Source organism: Bradyrhizobium sp. MI1.10 (assembly GCF_055811035.1).
The window spans coordinates 182,035-199,583 of record NZ_JBVVPN010000001.1 but is presented as its reverse complement, the minus strand read 5'-3'; the positions used below and the strand labels follow the sequence as shown (position 1 = coordinate 199,583).

Here is a 17,549-nt window from a genome sequence, read left to right as displayed (position 1 = left end):
TGAATCGCGCGTTAATGCGAGCTGCCCGCGCTCTTGTCGCTGCCGAGATTACGCAGCCGCCCGACCACGCCCGTCGGAAAGAAGTAGACGCTGGCGATGAAGAGCAGCCCGAGCCACAGCAGCCATCGGTCGGGATGCAACAGTCCGGGCAGCAGCGGCAGGCCGGCTTCCGACGCCGCCTTGGAGGCGACGCCCATCAGCGACTGCAGATAGTTCTGGGCGAGGATGAAGATGGTGGCGCCGATGATCGCGCCGTAGATTGTGCCCATGCCGCCGATCACGACCATCAGCAGGATGTCCAGCATGATCGAGAAGCTGAGCGAGGTATCGGGGCCGGCATAGCGCAGCCACAGTGCATTGAGAATGCCGGCGCCGGCGGCGACCAGTGCGGCGATGCAGTTGGCGTAGCTCAGGTGGAAGACGGTGCGGAAGCCGAGCGCCTCGGCGCGGAAGCGGTTCTCGCGGATCGCCTGCAGCACGCGCCCGAACGGCGAGTTCACCACCCGCAGCAGAGCGAGGATCATCAGGGCCGAGACGGCGAACACCAGATAGTACGTCAGGATGCGGCCGTTGAACTCGAATCCGAGCACGTTCTTGGAGATCAGCACCGTGCCGGGCCTGAGCAGCTCGGGCAGCTGAAAGCTGCGTCCGTCCTCGCCGCCGGTCAGCCAGGACAGCTGCGAGGCCAGCACCTGGAAGGCGGATGCGACCGCGAGCGTGATCATGGCAAAGAAGATCGCAGCCACCCGCAGCGAGAACAGCCCGATCGCAAGCGCAAGCAGCGCGGCAAGCGGCAGGCCGACCACGATGCCGGTTGCAACCGCACCCCAATTCGGGCCCATCCCGTACAGCGCGATCGCGATCGCGTAGCTGCCGATCCCGTAGAACATGGTGTGTGCGAACGACACCGAGCCGGTATAGCCGAGCAGCAGATCGTAGGAGGCGACCAGCGCGGCGAAGACGCAGATCTTGGCCGCGACGTTCAGCGCCTTCGCCCCGGGGAACAGGAACGGCGTCGTCACCAGCGCCAGGATGATGAGGACGAGAACGAGCGTGAGCACGCGGTTGCGCGGCGGGTCGCCTGACAGGATCATCATCGGCTGGTCACCGCATAGAGGCCGCGCGGCCGCCACATCAGAATGGCGACCATCAGCAGGATGTTGGAGACGAGGGCGAGCTTTGGCACCAGGAAGCCGCCGTAATTGGCAATCATCGCCACCAGGATCGCGCCGATGAAGCAGCCGCCGATCGAGCCGAGGCCGCCGATGATGACGACGATGAAGATCAAGACGGTGAGGTCGTCGCTCATGGAGGCGTGGACCTGCTCGCGATACAGTGCCCACATCACGCCGCCGAGGCCGGCCAGCGCTGATCCCGTCATGAACACGCCGAGGAACAGGCGGCGAATGCGATAGCCGAGCGCCTCGACCATCTCGCGGTTCTCGACGCCGGCGCGGATCAGAAGCCCGAGCTTGGTTCGGTTGAGCACGAGCTGAATCGCGATGAAGACGGCAAGGCCGATCAGCGTCGCCAGCACGCGGTATTTCGCGATCGCGACGTCGCCGAGGATGAAGGAGCCGCGCAGCGACGTCGGCAGCGGCGTCGGGATGATCTGCGGTCCCCACACTGCATAGAGCGTCTGCTCGGCGACGATCAAACCGCCCGTCGTCATCAGGATCTGCTTCAGATGCTGGCCGTAGACGGGCAGGATCAGCACCCGCTCGACAATCAGGCCGAGCGCGCCGGAGACCGCCATCGACAGCAATGCCGCCGGCGCCAGCACTGCGAGGTTCATCCACAGCGAATCCACCTGGAGCGAGGTCGCGAACGGCGCCAGCACCAGGGTCGCGACATAGGCCCCGACCGCGATGAAGGCGCCATGGCCGAAATTGAGCACGTCCATCAGGCCGAACACGAGCGTGAGGCCGGAGGCCATGATGAAGATCATCATGCCCATCGCGAGGCTCGCGGCCGTCAGCGTCAGCCAGGTGCTGGGCGAGCCGATCAGCGGGATCATCACGAGGGCGACGGCGATCGGCAGCAGGATCGGCGCGATGTCGCGCTTTGGCTTCGGCAGCGGATCATTTGCGGCGAGCTCGGTCATTGATGAGTCTCCAGGCTCAGGCCGAGCAGCCGCTCCTGCAGCGGCACGTCGGAGGCCAAGGCTGCCATCTCGCCGCGATGAACGATGGTGCCGTTGTCCATCACCAGCACGTCGTCGCCGAGCTCGCGGGCCGCAAAGAAATTCTGCTCGACCATCAGGATGGTAGCGCCCTTGCGCTTGATCTCCTTCAGACACTCGATCAGCGCCATCACGATCGCGGGCGCCAGCCCCTTGGTCGGCTCGTCGATCAGCAGGAGCTTGCGCGGTTCGATGATGGCGCGGGCAATCGACAACATCTGCTTCTGTCCGCCCGAGAGACTTCCCGCGCGCGACAGCCAGAACCGGCGCAGCGCGGGGAAGAAGCCGAAGATCCAGTCGAGCTGGGTGTCGTCGAGCGGCCCGTCGCGCGCCGCCAGCACCAGATTTTCCTTCACCGTGAGATCCGAAAACACCGCCATGCTCTCCGGCACGTAGCCGACGCCGAGCCGCGCGATGTCGGGCGTCGCGCGGCTCTCGATGCGCTCGCCGGCGAGTCTGATCTCGCCGGAGGAGGCCTGCCAGAGGCCCATGATGGTGCGCAACGTCGTGGTCTTGCCGGCGCCGTTGCGGCCGAGCAGCATCGTTGTCTGCCCCTGCGCGACAGCGAGATCGATGCCCTGGAGGATGTGATAGCGGCCGATATGAGTGTGCACACCGGAGAGCTTCAACAGATCGGTCATGCTGCGCTCCCTCCAACTTTATTGGGCGCGACGCCGAGATAGGCTTCCTGCACGATCGGTGATGCGATCACCTCGGCCGGAGGGCCGTCCGCAACAAGCTGCCCGTTATGCAGCACGATGATGCGGTCGGCGAGCGATCGCACCACGTCCATCTTGTGCTCGACGAGGAGGATGATCCTGCTCTTGTCCTGCTTGAGCTGCGCGATCAGGTTCAGCACGACCGGCACCTCGTCGATGCTCATGCCTGCGGTCGGCTCGTCGAACATGAACACCTTTGGTTCGAGCGCCATCATCAGCGCGACCTCGAGCTTGCGTTGGTCGCCATGCGACAGTGCGGTGGCGGCGACGCCGCGGCGGCCGCCGAGCGCGACCTGATCCAGGATCGTATCGGCGCGCGCAATCAGATCACGGCGGACCATCCAGGGTCGCAGCATGTCGTAGTGAGTGCCGTCAGCGGCCTGCACGGCGAGGCGGACGTTTTCCTCCACCGATAGATTCGGAAAGAGATTGGTGAGCTGGAAGGCGCGCCCCAGGCCTGCGCGCGTCCGCATCGGCGCGGAATGCTGGGTGATGTCGGTGCCGTCGAACAGGATGCTGCCGCTCGATGCGCGGAGCTGACCGGAGATCAGGTTGAAATAAGTGGTCTTGCCGGCGCCGTTCGGGCCGACGATGGCGGTGAGCTCGCCCGGCCGGAAGCTGCAGGTGACGTTGTTGACCGCGACATGGCCGCCGAAGCGGATGGTGAGGTCGCGGGTTTCGAGGGAGAGCGTCATCGAAACTTTCGATCGGGTTTGGTTGGAAGTGTATCCGCGATCACGCTGCGCCCCCTCCCCCGCAAGCGGGGGAGGTGAAGGAAGAAAGATCAGCGCTTGTTCTTGATCGGAACGTCCATGTCCTCGATCTTCAGCTCGCGCACCGGCTCGAGCACGGCCCAGGCGACATTCGGATCGACCCTGACCTTGAAGTGATACATGCTCTGGAGCGCCTGATGGTCTTCCTTGCGGAACATCATCTTGCCCTTCGGCGTGTCGAACTCCAGGCCTTCCATGGCCGTGATCAGCTTCTCGGTGTCGGTCGACTTCGCCTTGGTGACGGCGGCCACGACAGACATCGCGGCGGCGAAACCGCCCGCGGTGAAGAAGTCCGGCGGCGCGTTGAAGCGCTTCTGGTGTTCGGCGACCAGCCAGTCGTTCACCGGGTTCTTCGGGATCGAATAGAAGTAATAGGTGGCACCTTCCATGCCGGGCAGACCCTTATAGGCGGCGAGCGCCGGCAGGATGTTGCCGCCGGTGGACAGCTCGATGCCGTAGCGCTTCGGATCCATGTCCTGGAGTTTCGCCAGCGGATTGCCGGCGCCGGCCCAGATCACCCAGATCACCTTGCGGCCCGGCTTGTCCTTTAGCGCGTCGAACAGGCGCTGGCCGACCGCGGTGAAGTCGGTGGTCGAGGTCGGGGCATATTCTTCGGCGGCGAGCGTCGCGCCGGTCTTGCCGAGCGCCTCCTTGAAGGCGGCGACGCCGTCGCGGCCGAAGGCGTAGTCCTGCGCCAGCGTCGCGACGGTGACGCCCTGCTTGCCGATCGCGACCGCGTTCGAGATCGCGTCCTGCGACGAGTTACGCGCGGTGCGGAAGATGTAGCGATTCCACTTCTCGCCGGTAATCTGGTCCGCGACCGCGGGCTCGACGATCAGGATCTTCTTGTTCTCCTCGGCGACCGGCAGGATCGCGAGTGCGGCGGCCGACGAGGTCGTGCCGATCGCGATGTCGGCCTTGTCGTCCTGATAGGCTTCCGCGAGCGCGGCCTTGGAGAGATCGGGCTTGCCCTGGTCGTCCTTGGTGATGATGACGATCTTGCGCCCGTCGAGCGTCATGGTGCCCTTGGTGGCGTATTCAAACCCCATCTGCAGGCCGGTCTCGGTCTGCTTGGCATAGGCCTCGAGCGGACCGGTCTTGCCATAGATCAGCGCGACCTTGAGATCGTCGGCCTGTGCGGAGGTGCCCGCGGCGAGGGCGAGGATGGTGGTTGCCATGACGAGTGATCGACGCACGGTGGTCCCTCCTGATGAAATGCTTTGGTCATAGCGATTTGCACAACCGTGCGGACATTGCAATTCCACCTTCCGGCGGACCACGCGACGGGCATGTGTGACATTGTCCCGGCCCGGCCGCGCCGGATCGCTTCCGCCGAGGAAATCGGCAGATGCAATTGTTGACCTCACCCCCGGAACGGGCTGCTCAGGCTTTGCAAAGTAACCAAAGGCGCGGGGTTACCGCCGGTATCCGTTCGCCCGGGAATAGCCCTGCCGGTTCTGTTGCGTCGAGCGGTTTGTGACACTGGCGCGTGCTTCGCTGGAGATCGGCGTTGCGAGCTTCAGCTCCTCCAGGAAGATCGGCCGGGAGAAATAATAGCCCTGCGCGTAGCGGATCTTGGTCGCAGCCTGCAGGTAGGCGAGCTCCTCGTAGGATTCGATGCCTTCGGCGATCACGGTCATGCCGAGCGCTTCGCTCAGGGATTCGATCGCGCGCAGGATTCCCTGGTTGCGTGGGCGCTTATGGATATCGGTAATGAAGGAGCGGTCGATCTTGATCTCGTCCGCGGTGATGTCGGCCAGCGCCGACAGTGAGGAATAGCCGGTGCCGAAATCGTCGATCGAGATGGCGACGCCGAGCTTGCGGAACATCGGCAGGATCTCGGCCTGGAAATGATTCTTGGCGACGAAGGCGTCTTCCGTAACCTCGATCATGAAGCGCTGCGGAAAGCTGGTGTCGTCGAGCGCCTGGGCAAAGCTGCGCATGAATTCGGGGTTGCCGGCCTGCTTGGCCGCGACGTTGATGCTGATGGTCGCTTCCGCACCGAACGTCTCGTTGATCAGGTCGATTGACTTGACGATCTCGGCGAGCACGAGATGGGTCAGCTCGTCGATCAGCCCGAGTTCGGTGGCAAGATTGATGAACGAGCCCGGCGCCTGGATCACGCCCTCGTCGTCGCGCAGCCGAACCAGGGCCTCGATGCCCTTCACCTCCTGCGTGCGGATGTCGACCTTGGACTGGAAGGCGCAGCAGAAGCGCTTCTCCAGGATGGCCTGCCGCAGCGACTGCTCGATTTTCATCCGCGCCAGCGCCTCGCGCTCCATGCTGGAGTCGAAGAAGGCCGCCGATCCCTTGCCGTCGTTCTTGATGCGGTACATCGCGATGTCGGCGTTCTGGCGCAGTGTCTCGAAGCTGCTTCCGTGATCGGGGTACAGGCTGATGCCGACGGAGGTTGAGGCGAACACTTCCGAATTGTCGATGAAGAACGGCGCCGTCAGCCGCTCCAGCGTCGATTGCATGAATTCGGCGACTTCCTCCTGATTCTTGATCGGCGACAGCAGCAGCAGAAATTCGTCGCCGGAGATGCGCGACAGCATGTCCGAATCGCGCAGGCCGCGTCCAAGCCGCTTTGACAGTTCGACCAGCAGGGCATCGCCCACGGTGTGACCGTAATAGTCGTTGATGTGCTTGAAATTGTCGACGTCGAGAAAGGCGAGCGCAAAGCGCTCGCCGGCGCGACCCTGCGCGAGCAGGCTGGTGGCGCGATGTTCGATCACCCGCCGCGAGGGCAGGCCGGTCAGCTCGTCGAAATAGGCCGAGCGGAACAGCTGGTCCTCGAAATTCTTCTGCTCGGTGATGTCGGAGGAGGCCGAGATCAGCAGCTCACGTCCGTCAAGGCGGATCGGACGATGGGTGGTCAGCAGCACCTGGCGTGCGGCTCCGTCGTGGAGCGCTTCCTCGGCGACCACCGCCTGACCGGAGCTCAGGGCCTGCCGGCAGGCTTTCTGGCGCGGCGCGAGATCGCGCGAGGGGCGGCTGCCGTCCATGCCGAGCTGGGCGGCCGCGACATCGTTGACCAGGAGAAGTTCGCCTTGCGCGTCCTGCACGGTCAGGCCGGCAGGCAGCATTCTAACGATTTCCTTGAGGAATCCGAGTTCGGCTTCGCTCGCGCCGGAATATTTGTTGTCGTTCATAGAAGTCATGAATCTTGTTGTTTCAGCGCGCCTTTGCAATGGGCGCGATCTTGCGCGGTTCCCTCTTAAGTTTGGTTAAGGGGCCCGGAGAATTACGGTGGTGTTTTGCGTCGATGCGACGCGCGCAGCCCATCGTCATTAACGGGGCGTCAACGCGTCCGGCGAAACCGCGAACGACGCACGCGAACGGATTTCGTTTGCGCCGTGTCTAACCGTCTTTGGGGATACGGCATTGCATGGTGCAATGAAGTCCGGTCCTGAGATAGGAGACCTCCGTCTTGCCGTCGAAGGCCGACAGCGCCGACTTCAACAGCTTGGTGCCGAAACCCGGCTCGGAGATCTTGTCGACACTCGGGCCCTCGGTTTCATCCCAGGTCACGGTCAGACGGTCGTCGCTGACGGTCCATGACACCTGCAACAACCCGCGCGGCGCGGAGAACGCGCCATATTTCCCCGCGTTGGTGGCGAGCTCGTGAAACATCAGGGACAGCGTGACCGCAAGCTTCGGCGGCAGGAACAGCCGGTCGCCGTTGAGCGTGAAGCGGACATGGCCGTAAGGGCCGAGCTCGGAGATCAGCAGGTCGCGGATGTCGCAGCCGGCCTTGTCGATCCGCGAAATCAAATCGTCGGTCGCTGCAAGCGACCGCAGCCGCGGATCGATCCGGGCCCAGATTTGCGGCTGATCGTGCAGCACCTGATGCAGCACGGCATGCACTGTCGACAGCTTGTTCTTCAGCCGGTGCTGGAGTTCGTCGACCAGCAGCTTGCGGTAGTCTTCTTCCTCGATCAGGCGCCTGGAAATCCGGCGCTGCTCGACGAGTAGCGAGCGATAGTGCTCGACGCCCCAGATGGTGAGCGCGCAGACCGCCCAATAGAGTGCCAGCAGGGCGAATCGCGCGTTATCGGCAAGCGCATCGCCAAAGTTCACGACGACGCCGAGCACACCGCCGACCAGCGCCGTGATGATGCCGATGCGGAAGCCGCCGAACGCGGCCGCAAAGAACACGGCCGGGAAATACGGCGTGAAATAGACGTCGGGCCGCACATGGGCGAGAGCCCAGCGCGCCAGCGTCGCAACCAGCAGGCAGGCGACCGCAAACGCAAGGCTGAGGCCGAGCGATGGCGGTGCCACGCCCTGCCAGCCCTTGCGGAATTCGTCGATCAGCTTCGCCATGCGCAGTCCGGTCGCGATATGCGTTCGACAATCGAGCGGTCGCCAGGAATGTTACGCATGTCGCCGGCCCCAAGCAAAGCTTGCCTTGTCGGAAGCCGGCAGGAATAGTGCCTGCTGCGGCGCCGACCGTCGCGGCGCCGTCGTCGATCGGTGTCCGCCATTTGGCGTCAAGGGGTTCGAAAACAGGGACATTCCATGGGCAGGCTGGATGGCAAGGTCGCGGTGATCACGGGCGCGACGAGCGGGATCGGGTTGCGGACTGCAGAAGTCTTCGTTGCCGAAGGTGCCAAAATTGTGATCGCGGGGCGGCGTGTACCGGAAGGCGAGGCGCTGGCGAAGCAGCTCGGGTCGAATTGCGTCTTCCGCCAGACGGATGTGACGGCGGAAGCGCAGATGCAGGCGTTGATCGCGCTCGCGATCGAAAAATTCGGCCGCATCGACTGCCTGTTCAACAATGCCGGCGGCCCGGCGCAGACTGGCGGCATCGAAGGCCTCGAGGTCGAGCGCTTCGATGCGGCGATGGCGACCCTGCTGCGCAGCGTCATGCTCGGCATGAAACACGCCGCACCCCACATGAAGAAGCAGGGATTTGGCAGCATCATCAACAATGGCAGCATCGCCGGCCGTCTCGCCGGCTTCTCGTCCTCGATGGTCTATGGTGCGGCCAAGGCGGCGGTGATCCATCTCACCAAATGCGTGGCGATGGAGCTCGGCGAATCCAATGTCCGCGTCAACTCGATCTCGCCCGGCGCCATCGCGACCGGCATTTTCGGCAAGGCGCTCGGGCTTTCGACCGATGCGGCGGAGAAGACGCCGGCGGTGATGCGCGAGATCTACAAGACCGCGCAGCCAATCCCGCGCGCCGGGCTTCCCGATGACATCGCCCATGCAGCGGTGTTCCTGGCCAGCGACGAATCCAGCTTCATCAACGGCCATGACCTCGTCATCGACGGCGCGATGACCGGCGGCCGCAACTGGAGCCAGCAGCAGCAGGGCTACGTGGCCCTGCGCAAGGCGTTCGATCAGGGGGCCGGATAGTTTTCGTCATTGCGAGGAGCGAAGCGACGAAGCAATGCAGGCTGCTTCCGCGGACGCAGTCTGGATTGCTTCGCTTCGCTCGCAATGACGACTGCAATGCTCACACCGCCTTCACCCGCACCCGCAATCCGTCGCGCGGCTTCGGGATCGGCCACATCTGCCAGTCCGGCTTGTAGCCAGGCTCCAGCGATACCTCGATGTTCTGCAAGAAGTGCCGCGCGAAGCATTTGGCCTGCATGTAGGCGAAGTGCAGGCCGAGGCACATATGCGCGCCGCCGCCGAACGGCACCCAGGCGAAGCGGTGGCGGTTGCGCTGGGCCTCCTCGGTGAAACGCAGCGGATCGAAGCGGTCCGGCTCCGGCCAGATGTCCTTCATGTGGTGCGTGTAGAGCGGATTGACGCCGATCGCGGTGCCGGCGGGAATCGAAAAACCCTTGAAGGTGAAATCGCGCATGGCGCGGCGCGGCATCGAGGGCACCGGCGGCTTGATCCGCAGCGCTTCCTTGAACGCCATCTCTGACAGCGGCATCTTTTCGAGATCGTCGAAACTGCTCGGCGCGTCAGGGGCGAGCCCCAGTGCCATGACTTCCGCGCGAAGCTTGTCCTGCCAGCCGGGATTTGCCGCGAGCTCGCCGATGAACGACGTCAGCGACGAGGTCAGCGTGTCGTGCGCCGCCATCATCAGAAAGCTCATGTGGTCGATGATGTCCTGTTCCGAGAGCAGGGCGCCGTCCTCGTGGGTTGCGCGGCAGAGCTGCGAGAACAGGTCATCGCCGCCGTGATTGCCGCGTCGCAGCGGAATCTGCTCGCGGAAATAAGCGACGATGCGCTTGCGCCCCCTGACGCCGGCCGCCATCTGCGTGCCGGGCAGCGGTCGGCGGATCGGGGCGACGGCCGCGGCGACCATATCGATGAAGGCGCGGTTGATCTCGTCGACCTCCGGCCCGATATCGGCGCCGAGAAAGGATGCGGCGGCGAGATCAAGCGTGAGCTGCTTCATCGCCGGATAAAGCTGCATCTCGCCGGGTTTCGCCTTCCACTGCGTGACGCGGGCGGCGATGCCGCGGTCGAGATCGCTCAGATACGACTTCATCGGGCCGGACTTGAACGCGACCGACAGCGCCTTGCGATGCAGCCGGTGCTCCTCGAAATCCAGCAGCATCAATCCGCGCGGGAACAACAGGCCGAGCACCTTGTTCCAGCCATGGGTCGAGGAGAACAGCTTTTGCTGGTCGAACAGCACGAGCTCGTTGGCCTCGGGGCCGAGCAGCACGACATTGGTCTCGCCGAAGAAATGCGTGCGATAGACCAGGCCGTATTTGGCGCCGTTCGACTCGATGTGCCCCTTGGGGTCGGCGAGGACCTGAAAGGTCTTGCCGATGATCGGCCAGCCTTCGTCGCCGGGGATATGTGTCAGCTCGTTGCGCTTGGGCGGAGTGAAGCCGAGCGCAGGGGCGGCCACATTCTGCATCGACATGACGATTGCTCCGGTTGGCTGGACCCGGCCAACATAGCACAATTCGGTGACGATGATTCCGCGCTTACCGCTTCGCCGCTTCCTTCTGCAAATCCGGGGCATTGACGGCCGGAATCGCAACGCGGCCCGCGCCGGTCACCTTCAAAGCCTCGGCGGCCTTCTCGTTTTCCATGATCTTGGCCATCACGGCCTGTCCCGCACGCTCGAAGATCGCGCGGTTCTCGATCACGAATTTTTGCGACTTGCGCAAGCCGTCGATGTAGCCGTTGATCTCGGGCACGACATAGCGCGCGACAAGGTCCCAGCTCCGGCGCGTGTTCTCCGGGTTGGCCCAGTCGTGCACGAAGCCGATGACGGCGCCGACGCCGCTGGAGACCTGCATCACGTTCTTGATCATCTTGACGAGATCGTCGGGCGTGCCGATGACGGAGGCCGCGCCATCGACGAACGCGGTCTTGTCCACGGCCTCGTCGGGTGAGGCGAACGCCGTCAGACCCGGCCGCTGCAGCGTGCCGACATTATATTCGTTGTGCCAGCGCATCAGCCCGGCGCCGGCCTCGCGACGCGCCTGCTCGCGGGTCTCGGCGATGTGCCAGGTCAGCAGCACGCGCCAGTTCGCACGATCGACCTTGGTGCCGTGCTTTTTCGCCGCGTCCTCGGCGAACTGCCATTGCTGCTGCAGCGACATCAGCCCCTGCGTCGTCATCGAACCCAGCGAGATGATGCCGATGCCATATTTGCCGGCGAGCGTCATGCCGGAGGGCGAGATCTGCGAGGCCACCACAAACGGCATCTCTTCCTGCAGCGGCAGGAGCTGCAGCGCGGCGTCGTTCATGGTGAACCAGTCGCTCTTCGCGGTGACGCGCTCGCCATTGAAGAGGCGGCGGATCACGCCGATCGCCTCGTCCTGGCGGTCGCGCTGCGTCATCGGATCGATGCCGAGCGTATGCGCGTCGGAGGCGAGCGCGCCGGGGCCGGAGCCGAAGATGGCGCGGCCGCCGGTCATGTGGTCGAGCTGCACCATGCGCTGCGCGACGTTGTAGGGATGGTGGTAGGGCAGCGACACCACGCCGGTGCCGAGTTTGATCCGCTTGGTGCGCTCGCCGGCCGCAGCCAGGAACATCTCCGGCGAGGCGATCATCTCCCAGCCGGAGGAATGATGCTCGCCGCACCAGAACTCGTCATAGCCGAGTGCATCGAGCTGCTCGACCAGATCGAGATCGCGCCGGAACTGGAGCATCGGATGCTCCCCGATCGGATGATGCGGGGCAAGGAAGGCTCCGAACTTCAGGCGCGCCATGGCGTTCTCTCCAGCTTACATTTTTTGTTTGTTTGTGGCGCGAAGCTACGTGCTGGAGGCAGCGAACGCAATCGCGCGATGTCCCGCACGGCGGAATGCAGCCATGCATGTGTCGTCTCCCTCTCGCGGGCACGCGGAGAGAGGCGGAGCGCGCGAGGATCCTACCTTCGAGGTAATCGCGGCGCCGCATTGGGCCTGCGATGATCGGCAAGGACATCCGAAGGGTCGCGCGCCGATGCACCAAACCGTCACAAAGCAGGTCGATACGTCCCGTCGCTGGTGGGTGCTGGCGATCGTCGTGGCCGCCCAGTTCATGTTCGGCGTCGATGCCTTCGTGGTCAACGTCGCCATTCCGACCATCGCGGTCGAGTTGAAGGCGTCGCCGGCGCAGATCGAATCCGTCATCGCGATCTACCTGATCGCCTATGCCACGCTGGTCGTCACCGGCGGCCGGCTTGGCGACATTCACGGCACCAGGAACGTGTTCCTGGCTGGCCTGCTCGGCTTCACCCTGACGTCGCTGTGGTGCGGACTAGCGCGATCCGGTGCGGAGTTGATCGTGGCGCGGTTGACGCAGGGTGCCTCCGCCGCGCTGATGGTGCCGCAGGTGCTGGCAACGCTGCATCTCCTGTTCACCGATGAACAGCGCAGCCGCGCCTTCGCCATCTACGGCATCGTGCTGGGGCTCGCGGGTGCCGCGGGCTTTCTGCTCGGCGGTCTCCTGGTCACGATTGATCTCGCCGGCACCGGCTGGCGCTCGGTGTTCTTCGTCAATGTGCCGTGCGGTCTCGTCATCGCGGTGGCGGCTTGGCGCATCATGCCCTCAGTGCCGCACCGCGCCGGCACGCGGCTGGATATCACGGGCAGCATCGTCCTGTTTGCCGGATTGCTGTGCATGATCGGTCCGCTGCTGCTCGGTCACGATGTCGGCTGGGCACCGTGGTTGTGGCTGGTGATGGCGATCGGCGCCGTGATCCTCCTGGCGTTCCCGAAACTGGAGCATGCGGTGGCACGCGCCGGCGGCATGCCGCTGATTGATCTCTCCCTGCTGGCGGACGCCGCTTTCCTGCGCGGTCTCGGCGCCGCGTTCTTTTTCTTCTTCGCCAATCTCTCGTTCTATCTGGTCATGACGCTGTTCATGCAGCGAGGGCTGAAAATCCCGCCGCTCGCGGCCGGCATAGCCTTCATTCCGCTCGCGCTCGCTTTCGTCGTGGCCTCGCGCCATAGCGGCGCACGGGCGCGCCATCGCGGCACCAGGGTCTTGATCGAAGGTTGCGCGCTTCAGATCGCGGGCCTCGCGGCGCTTGCGCTTGTCGCGTTCTCTGTCGATGCGCCGTCCGCGCTCCTGCTCGCGCTCACCATGATCGTGTTCGGCTACGGTCAGGGGCTGGTGATGGCGCCGCTCTCCGGCGCGGTGCTCTCGACGGTGAAGCCCGTGGCCGCAGGTTCTGCCTCCGGCATTTACGGCACCACGGCGCAGATTGGAAATGCGGCCGGAGTGGCCGCAATCGGCGCGGTGTTCTTCGCCGTCGAAGCCGTGCAATCAGCGCGCGCAGGATTTCTCGTCTCGCTCGCGCTGTTTGTGACGTTAATCATGATCTGCGCCGCATTCCTGGCGTGGATGCGCCGTGTATCTGCACGAAGTTGAGGCATTGCGGTTAATACGTGCGGATTTCTGCAGGTTTTCCTGCGATTTACTCGTCATTGACAGCACACGGTCTTTTTATTTTGCGCTGCAGCAACTATTTGGTTTGGGTGGACGTTGGGACGTCGCCTGCCAGGAGCTGCCGTGTCGTTAACCAGAAATGTCGACCTCTTGAGACGTCTGCCAAAGCTGGACGGATTGCGCTTCGCCGAGTTTGGCCGGAGCGCCGATGCCTCGAGTCCGTTGCAAGAGGTTACGGGCTTCGGTGACAATCCCGGCAATCTGCGCCTGTTCGCGTTCGTGCCGCCGCAACTGCAGAAGCCGCGCGCGCTCGTCGTCGTGCTGCACGGCTGCGGCCAGACGGCGGCAAGCTACGATCTCGGTGCCGGATGGTCGACGCTCGCCGAGCACTACGGCTTCGCGCTGTTGATGCCCGAGCAGCAGCGCGTCAACAACAGCAACACCTGCTTCAACTGGTTCAATCCGGAAGACACGGCACGGGACAGCGGCGAGGCGTGCTCGATTCGCGAGATGATCGCGCACATGATCGAAACGCATCGCGTCGATCCCAAGCGCATCTTCATCACGGGCCTGTCGGCCGGCGGCGGCATGACATCGGTGATGCTCGCGACCTACCCTGAAGTCTTCGCGGCCGGGGCGGTCATCGCGGGACTTCCCTACGGCATTGCGACGAATCTGCGCGAGGCGCTCGACGGCATGTTTCATTCCCCGGAGCGGCCGGCGCGCGAACTTGGCGATCTGGTGCGGCGGGCCTCGAATCATCGCGGGCCCTGGCCCAGGATCTCGGTGTGGCACGGCAGCGCCGATCGCACCGTCAATCCCGGCAATGCCAACGAGATCGTCAAGCAATGGCTCGACCTGCACGATCTGCCTGACGCGCCGATGGCAGAAACCAACATCGACGGCTATCCGCGCCAGGCCTGGTGGAACAAGGACGGCGAGACTCTCGTCGAATCCTACGCCATCACCGACATGGCCCACGGCACGCCGCTCGGCCTTGCCGACAACGACCAGCGCTATGGCGTGGAAGGCGCGTTCCTGATCGAGGCCGGCATCTCCTCGTCCTATCACATCGCCAAATTCTTCGGCCTCACCGGCTGGATTCCCGACGCGGCGAAGAAGGCCGAACCAAAGCCGACGCCGGCCCGCTCGCCCGCGCCGCATCTGGCACGCTCGATCCGCGCCGCGGTCGCCGAAGAGACGGCCGAGTCGAAGCGCGAGGAGGCCCGCGGCTTCGATCTCGGCCAGATCATCACGCGCGCGCTCACGGCCGCGGGATTGATGAAGTAACTCAGGCCGTCGCGCCGATAAGGCAAGAGTTTTGTGCCCGTCGTCGCTGCGATCCGCGAATGGGGCGACCGCAACCTGAACCAGCCCGCGGCGTTCGCAGACGCCGCGGAATAGAGCATGATCCGGAAAAGTGTGAAGCGGTTTTCCGAACAGATCATGCTCAAACAAAAGCTACATCTCGCCGGTGATGAACGGATTGGTCATCCGCTCCTGGCCGATGCTCGAGCCGGCGCCGTGGCCGCAGATGAAGCCGACATCGTCGCCAAGCGGCAGCAGCTTGGTCTTGATCGAGTCGATCAGGGTCGCGTGACTGCCGCCGGGCAGATCGGTGCGACCGACCGAGCCCGCGAACAGGACGTCGCCGACATGGGCGAAGCGCAGATCCTTGTTGAAGAACACCACGCTGCCGGGCGAGTGGCCGGGGCAATGATAGATCTCGAACTGGAGATCGCCGATCGCCACGCTGTCGCCTTCGTCGAGCCAGCGGTCCGGTTCGAAATTGCGCACCCCCGTCATGCCGAACCGCGCGCCGCTCTCGACCACGTTGTCGAGCAGGAATTTGTCCGCGACATGCGGGCCCTCGATCGGCACCTTCAGCGCGTCGCGCAGTTCAGCCGCGCCGCCGACATGGTCGATATGGCCGTGAGTCAGCCAGATCTTCTCCACGGTGACGCCGGTCTGTTTGATGGCGTCGAGGATCTTCGGCACGTCGCCGCCGGGATCGATCACCACGGCCTTCTTGGAAGGCTCGTCCCAGATGATAGTGCAATTCTGCTCGAACAGCGTCACGGGGACGATGATCGCGCCCGCTTTCGCGCCTGCCTCGGCTTGTGTCTCGTTTTGCTCTGTCATGGTGTCACAATGCCGATTTTTGCCATGCCGCCAAGCAAAAGATTTGTCCCCGGGGCACGGGAACAGCCGCGGACATCGTCACACGGCGGTCTCAATTCGCCTGCTGTTTTGAACCGGGGCGCTCCTTCCGCGTTCTCCCGCGCGAGAAGCAGTTTTTGGATGGATTTCCCGCATGACTCAGGGCGGCAGCAATTGGTGGCGCGACGGCATCTTCTATCAGGTCTACCCGCGCTCCTTTCAGGATTCAAACAGTGACGGTGTCGGCGATCTCGCCGGCATTTTGCAGCGGCTGCCCTATGTGAAATCGCTCGGCGTCGACGCGATCTGGCTGTCGCCGATTTTCCCCTCGCCAATGGCCGATTTCGGTTACGACATCTCCGACTACACCGGCATCGAGCCTCTGTTCGGCACGATGGTGGATTTCGATGCGCTTCTTGCCGCCGCGCATGACAACGGCCTCAAGCTGATCCTCGACCTCGTGCCGAACCACACCTCGGACCAGCATCCCTGGTTCGTGGAGAGCCGTTCCTCACGGGACAATCCCAAACGTGACTGGTACATCTGGCGCGACCCGGGCGAGGGTGGCGGCGTGCCGAACAATTGGCTGTCCGAGTTCGGCGGCAGCGCGTGGCAGTTCGACGAGACCACCGGTCAATACTACTATCACGCCTTCCTCGCTCAACAGCCGGATCTCAACTGGCGCAATCCCGATGTCCGCGCCGCGATCTACGACGTGATGCGGTTCTGGCTGGAGAAGGGCGTCGACGGCTTTCGTGTCGACGTGATCTGGCATCTGATCAAGGACGCCGAGTTCCGCGACAACCCGCCCAATCCGCATTATGTCGAGAGCCGGCCGCCGAACGAAAAGATCCTCACGCAATATTCCACCGACCAGCCCGAGGTGCACGACGTCATCGCCGAGATGCGCCGCGTCACGGATGCCTATGATGCCCGCGTCCTGATCGGCGAGATCTATCTGCCGCTGCATCGCCTGATGGCCTATTACGGCAACGACCTCACCGGCGCGCAGATGCCGTTCAATTTCGCGCTGCTCTCGACCTTCTGGAGCGCGCGCTCGATCGAGAAAATCGTCGAGGACTACGAGAAGGCGCTGCCGAAGGGCGCCTGGCCGAACTGGGTGCTCGGCAACCACGATCGCCCACGCGTCGCAAGCCGCGTCGGGCCGGAGCAGGCCCGCATCGCCGCCATGCTGCTGCTGACGCTGCGCGGCACGCCGACGCTGTATTACGGCGACGAGATTGGCATGCATCAGCTCGCGATCGCGCCTGAGGACGTGCGCGACCCCTTCGAGAAGAACGTGCCCGGCATTGGTGTCGGCCGCGACGGCTGCCGCACGCCGATGCAGTGGGATTCGTCCAACTTCGCCGGTTTCTCGGAGGTCAGGCCATGGCTGCCGCTGCCGGAGGATCACATCCGCAACAATGTCGTCGATCTCGAGGCCGATTCACGTTCGATCCTGACGCTCTACAAGCGCCTGATCGCGTTGCGAAAGGGGTGTCCGCCGCTGGTCGCGGGCGACTATCATCCGGTCTCGGCCCAAGGCGATCTCCTGGTCTATCGCCGCGAGGCCGAGGGCAGGGCGGTGATCGTGGTGCTCAATCTCGGCCCCGAGCCGATCGCGGTCACCACCAGCGCGATCAAGTTCGGCAGCGAGGTTCTGCTGTCGACATTCCTGGATCGCGAGGGGGAGCGGCTCGAAGGCGTGCTGGATTTGCGCGGCAATGAGGGCGTGATCATCACGCCGCCCTGACCGTCGTCCTGGACAAGCGAAGCGCAGATCCAGGACCCATTACCCCAGGAGTAGTTTGGCGAAGATCGTGGTTATCACTTCGTACGACAATCACCTATTGGGGTAATGGGTCCTGGCTTTCGCCAGGACGACAACGGAGTGTGTGGTCGCACCTC

General features: G+C 64.0%; 14 protein-coding genes. 4 read left to right on the top strand and 10 right to left on the bottom strand.

The annotated features are described in order from the left end of the window. Positions 1-11 precede the first annotated feature (11 nt). The 7 genes from AC0L3K_RS00860 to AC0L3K_RS00830 all read right to left on the bottom strand — a co-directional run bounded on the left by AC0L3K_RS00860 (position 12) and on the right by AC0L3K_RS00830 (position 8,000). Positions 12-1,097 (bottom strand): branched-chain amino acid ABC transporter permease, encoded by a 1,086-nt coding sequence (locus tag AC0L3K_RS00860; RefSeq protein ID WP_354200238.1) that lies wholly within the window; start codon positions 1,095-1,097, stop codon positions 12-14. After that, complete coding sequence (locus AC0L3K_RS00855; protein WP_354200237.1) at positions 1,094-2,104, bottom strand: branched-chain amino acid ABC transporter permease; 1,011 nt, start codon at positions 2,102-2,104, stop codon at positions 1,094-1,096. The genes AC0L3K_RS00860 and AC0L3K_RS00855 overlap by 4 nt, the downstream gene beginning before the upstream one ends. Continuing rightward, positions 2,101-2,823: an ABC transporter ATP-binding protein gene (locus AC0L3K_RS00850; protein ID WP_473365382.1), complete on the bottom strand. Its 723-nt coding sequence runs from the start codon at positions 2,821-2,823 to the stop codon at positions 2,101-2,103. The genes AC0L3K_RS00855 and AC0L3K_RS00850 overlap by 4 nt, the downstream gene beginning before the upstream one ends. Next, positions 2,820-3,596, bottom strand: coding sequence for an ABC transporter ATP-binding protein (locus AC0L3K_RS00845; RefSeq protein WP_007598207.1), 777 nt, complete (start codon positions 3,594-3,596; stop codon positions 2,820-2,822). Before AC0L3K_RS00845 ends, AC0L3K_RS00850 begins: the two co-directional genes overlap by 4 nt. A gap of 89 nt (positions 3,597-3,685) precedes the next feature. Then, the gene (locus tag AC0L3K_RS00840) at positions 3,686-4,852 is read right to left on the bottom strand and encodes a substrate-binding domain-containing protein (RefSeq protein ID WP_246648586.1); all 1,167 of its coding nucleotides are present in this window, start codon (positions 4,850-4,852) and stop codon (positions 3,686-3,688) included. A gap of 237 nt (positions 4,853-5,089) precedes the next feature. Continuing rightward, positions 5,090-6,826: a putative bifunctional diguanylate cyclase/phosphodiesterase gene (locus tag AC0L3K_RS00835; RefSeq protein WP_035993821.1), complete on the bottom strand. Its 1,737-nt coding sequence runs from the start codon at positions 6,824-6,826 to the stop codon at positions 5,090-5,092. A gap of 208 nt (positions 6,827-7,034) precedes the next feature. Then, positions 7,035-8,000 carry a sensor histidine kinase gene (locus AC0L3K_RS00830; RefSeq protein WP_007598200.1) on the bottom strand — a complete coding sequence of 322 codons (966 nt, stop codon included), beginning with the start codon at positions 7,998-8,000 and terminating at the stop codon, positions 7,035-7,037. Between the two features lie 195 nt (positions 8,001-8,195). Between AC0L3K_RS00830 and AC0L3K_RS00825 the strand changes: the two genes are divergently transcribed. After that, positions 8,196-9,038: an SDR family NAD(P)-dependent oxidoreductase gene (locus AC0L3K_RS00825; RefSeq protein ID WP_354166223.1), complete on the top strand. Its 843-nt coding sequence runs from the start codon at positions 8,196-8,198 to the stop codon at positions 9,036-9,038. 100 nt (positions 9,039-9,138) lie between these two features. Here the strand turns inward: AC0L3K_RS00825 and AC0L3K_RS00820 are convergent, their stop codons facing one another. Next, on the bottom strand, positions 9,139-10,515 hold the full coding sequence (locus AC0L3K_RS00820; protein WP_354200234.1) for a cytochrome P450: 1,377 nt from the start codon (positions 10,513-10,515) through the stop codon (positions 9,139-9,141). A gap of 64 nt (positions 10,516-10,579) precedes the next feature. Then, complete coding sequence (locus AC0L3K_RS00815) at positions 10,580-11,815, bottom strand: LLM class flavin-dependent oxidoreductase (protein ID WP_354200233.1); 1,236 nt, start codon at positions 11,813-11,815, stop codon at positions 10,580-10,582. Positions 11,816-12,050: 235 nt separating this feature from the next. Between AC0L3K_RS00815 and AC0L3K_RS00810 the strand changes: the two genes are divergently transcribed. After that, positions 12,051-13,463 (top strand): MFS transporter, encoded by a 1,413-nt coding sequence (locus tag AC0L3K_RS00810; RefSeq protein ID WP_354200232.1) that lies wholly within the window; start codon positions 12,051-12,053, stop codon positions 13,461-13,463. A 141-nt stretch (positions 13,464-13,604) separates the two neighbouring features. Then, positions 13,605-14,771 (top strand): extracellular catalytic domain type 1 short-chain-length polyhydroxyalkanoate depolymerase, encoded by a 1,167-nt coding sequence (locus AC0L3K_RS00805; protein WP_354200231.1) that lies wholly within the window; start codon positions 13,605-13,607, stop codon positions 14,769-14,771. A gap of 171 nt (positions 14,772-14,942) precedes the next feature. On the opposite strand, the gene AC0L3K_RS00800 is transcribed toward AC0L3K_RS00805, so the two are convergent. Then, positions 14,943-15,623 carry an MBL fold metallo-hydrolase gene (locus AC0L3K_RS00800; RefSeq protein WP_007598186.1) on the bottom strand — a complete coding sequence of 227 codons (681 nt, stop codon included), beginning with the start codon at positions 15,621-15,623 and terminating at the stop codon, positions 14,943-14,945. Between the two features lie 172 nt (positions 15,624-15,795). Here AC0L3K_RS00800 and AC0L3K_RS00795 point away from each other — a divergent pair, with 172 nt between their 5' ends. Continuing rightward, the gene (locus tag AC0L3K_RS00795; RefSeq protein WP_219679821.1) at positions 15,796-17,394 is read left to right on the top strand and encodes an alpha-amylase family glycosyl hydrolase; all 1,599 of its coding nucleotides are present in this window, start codon (positions 15,796-15,798) and stop codon (positions 17,392-17,394) included. Positions 17,395-17,549: the final 155 nt, after the last annotated feature.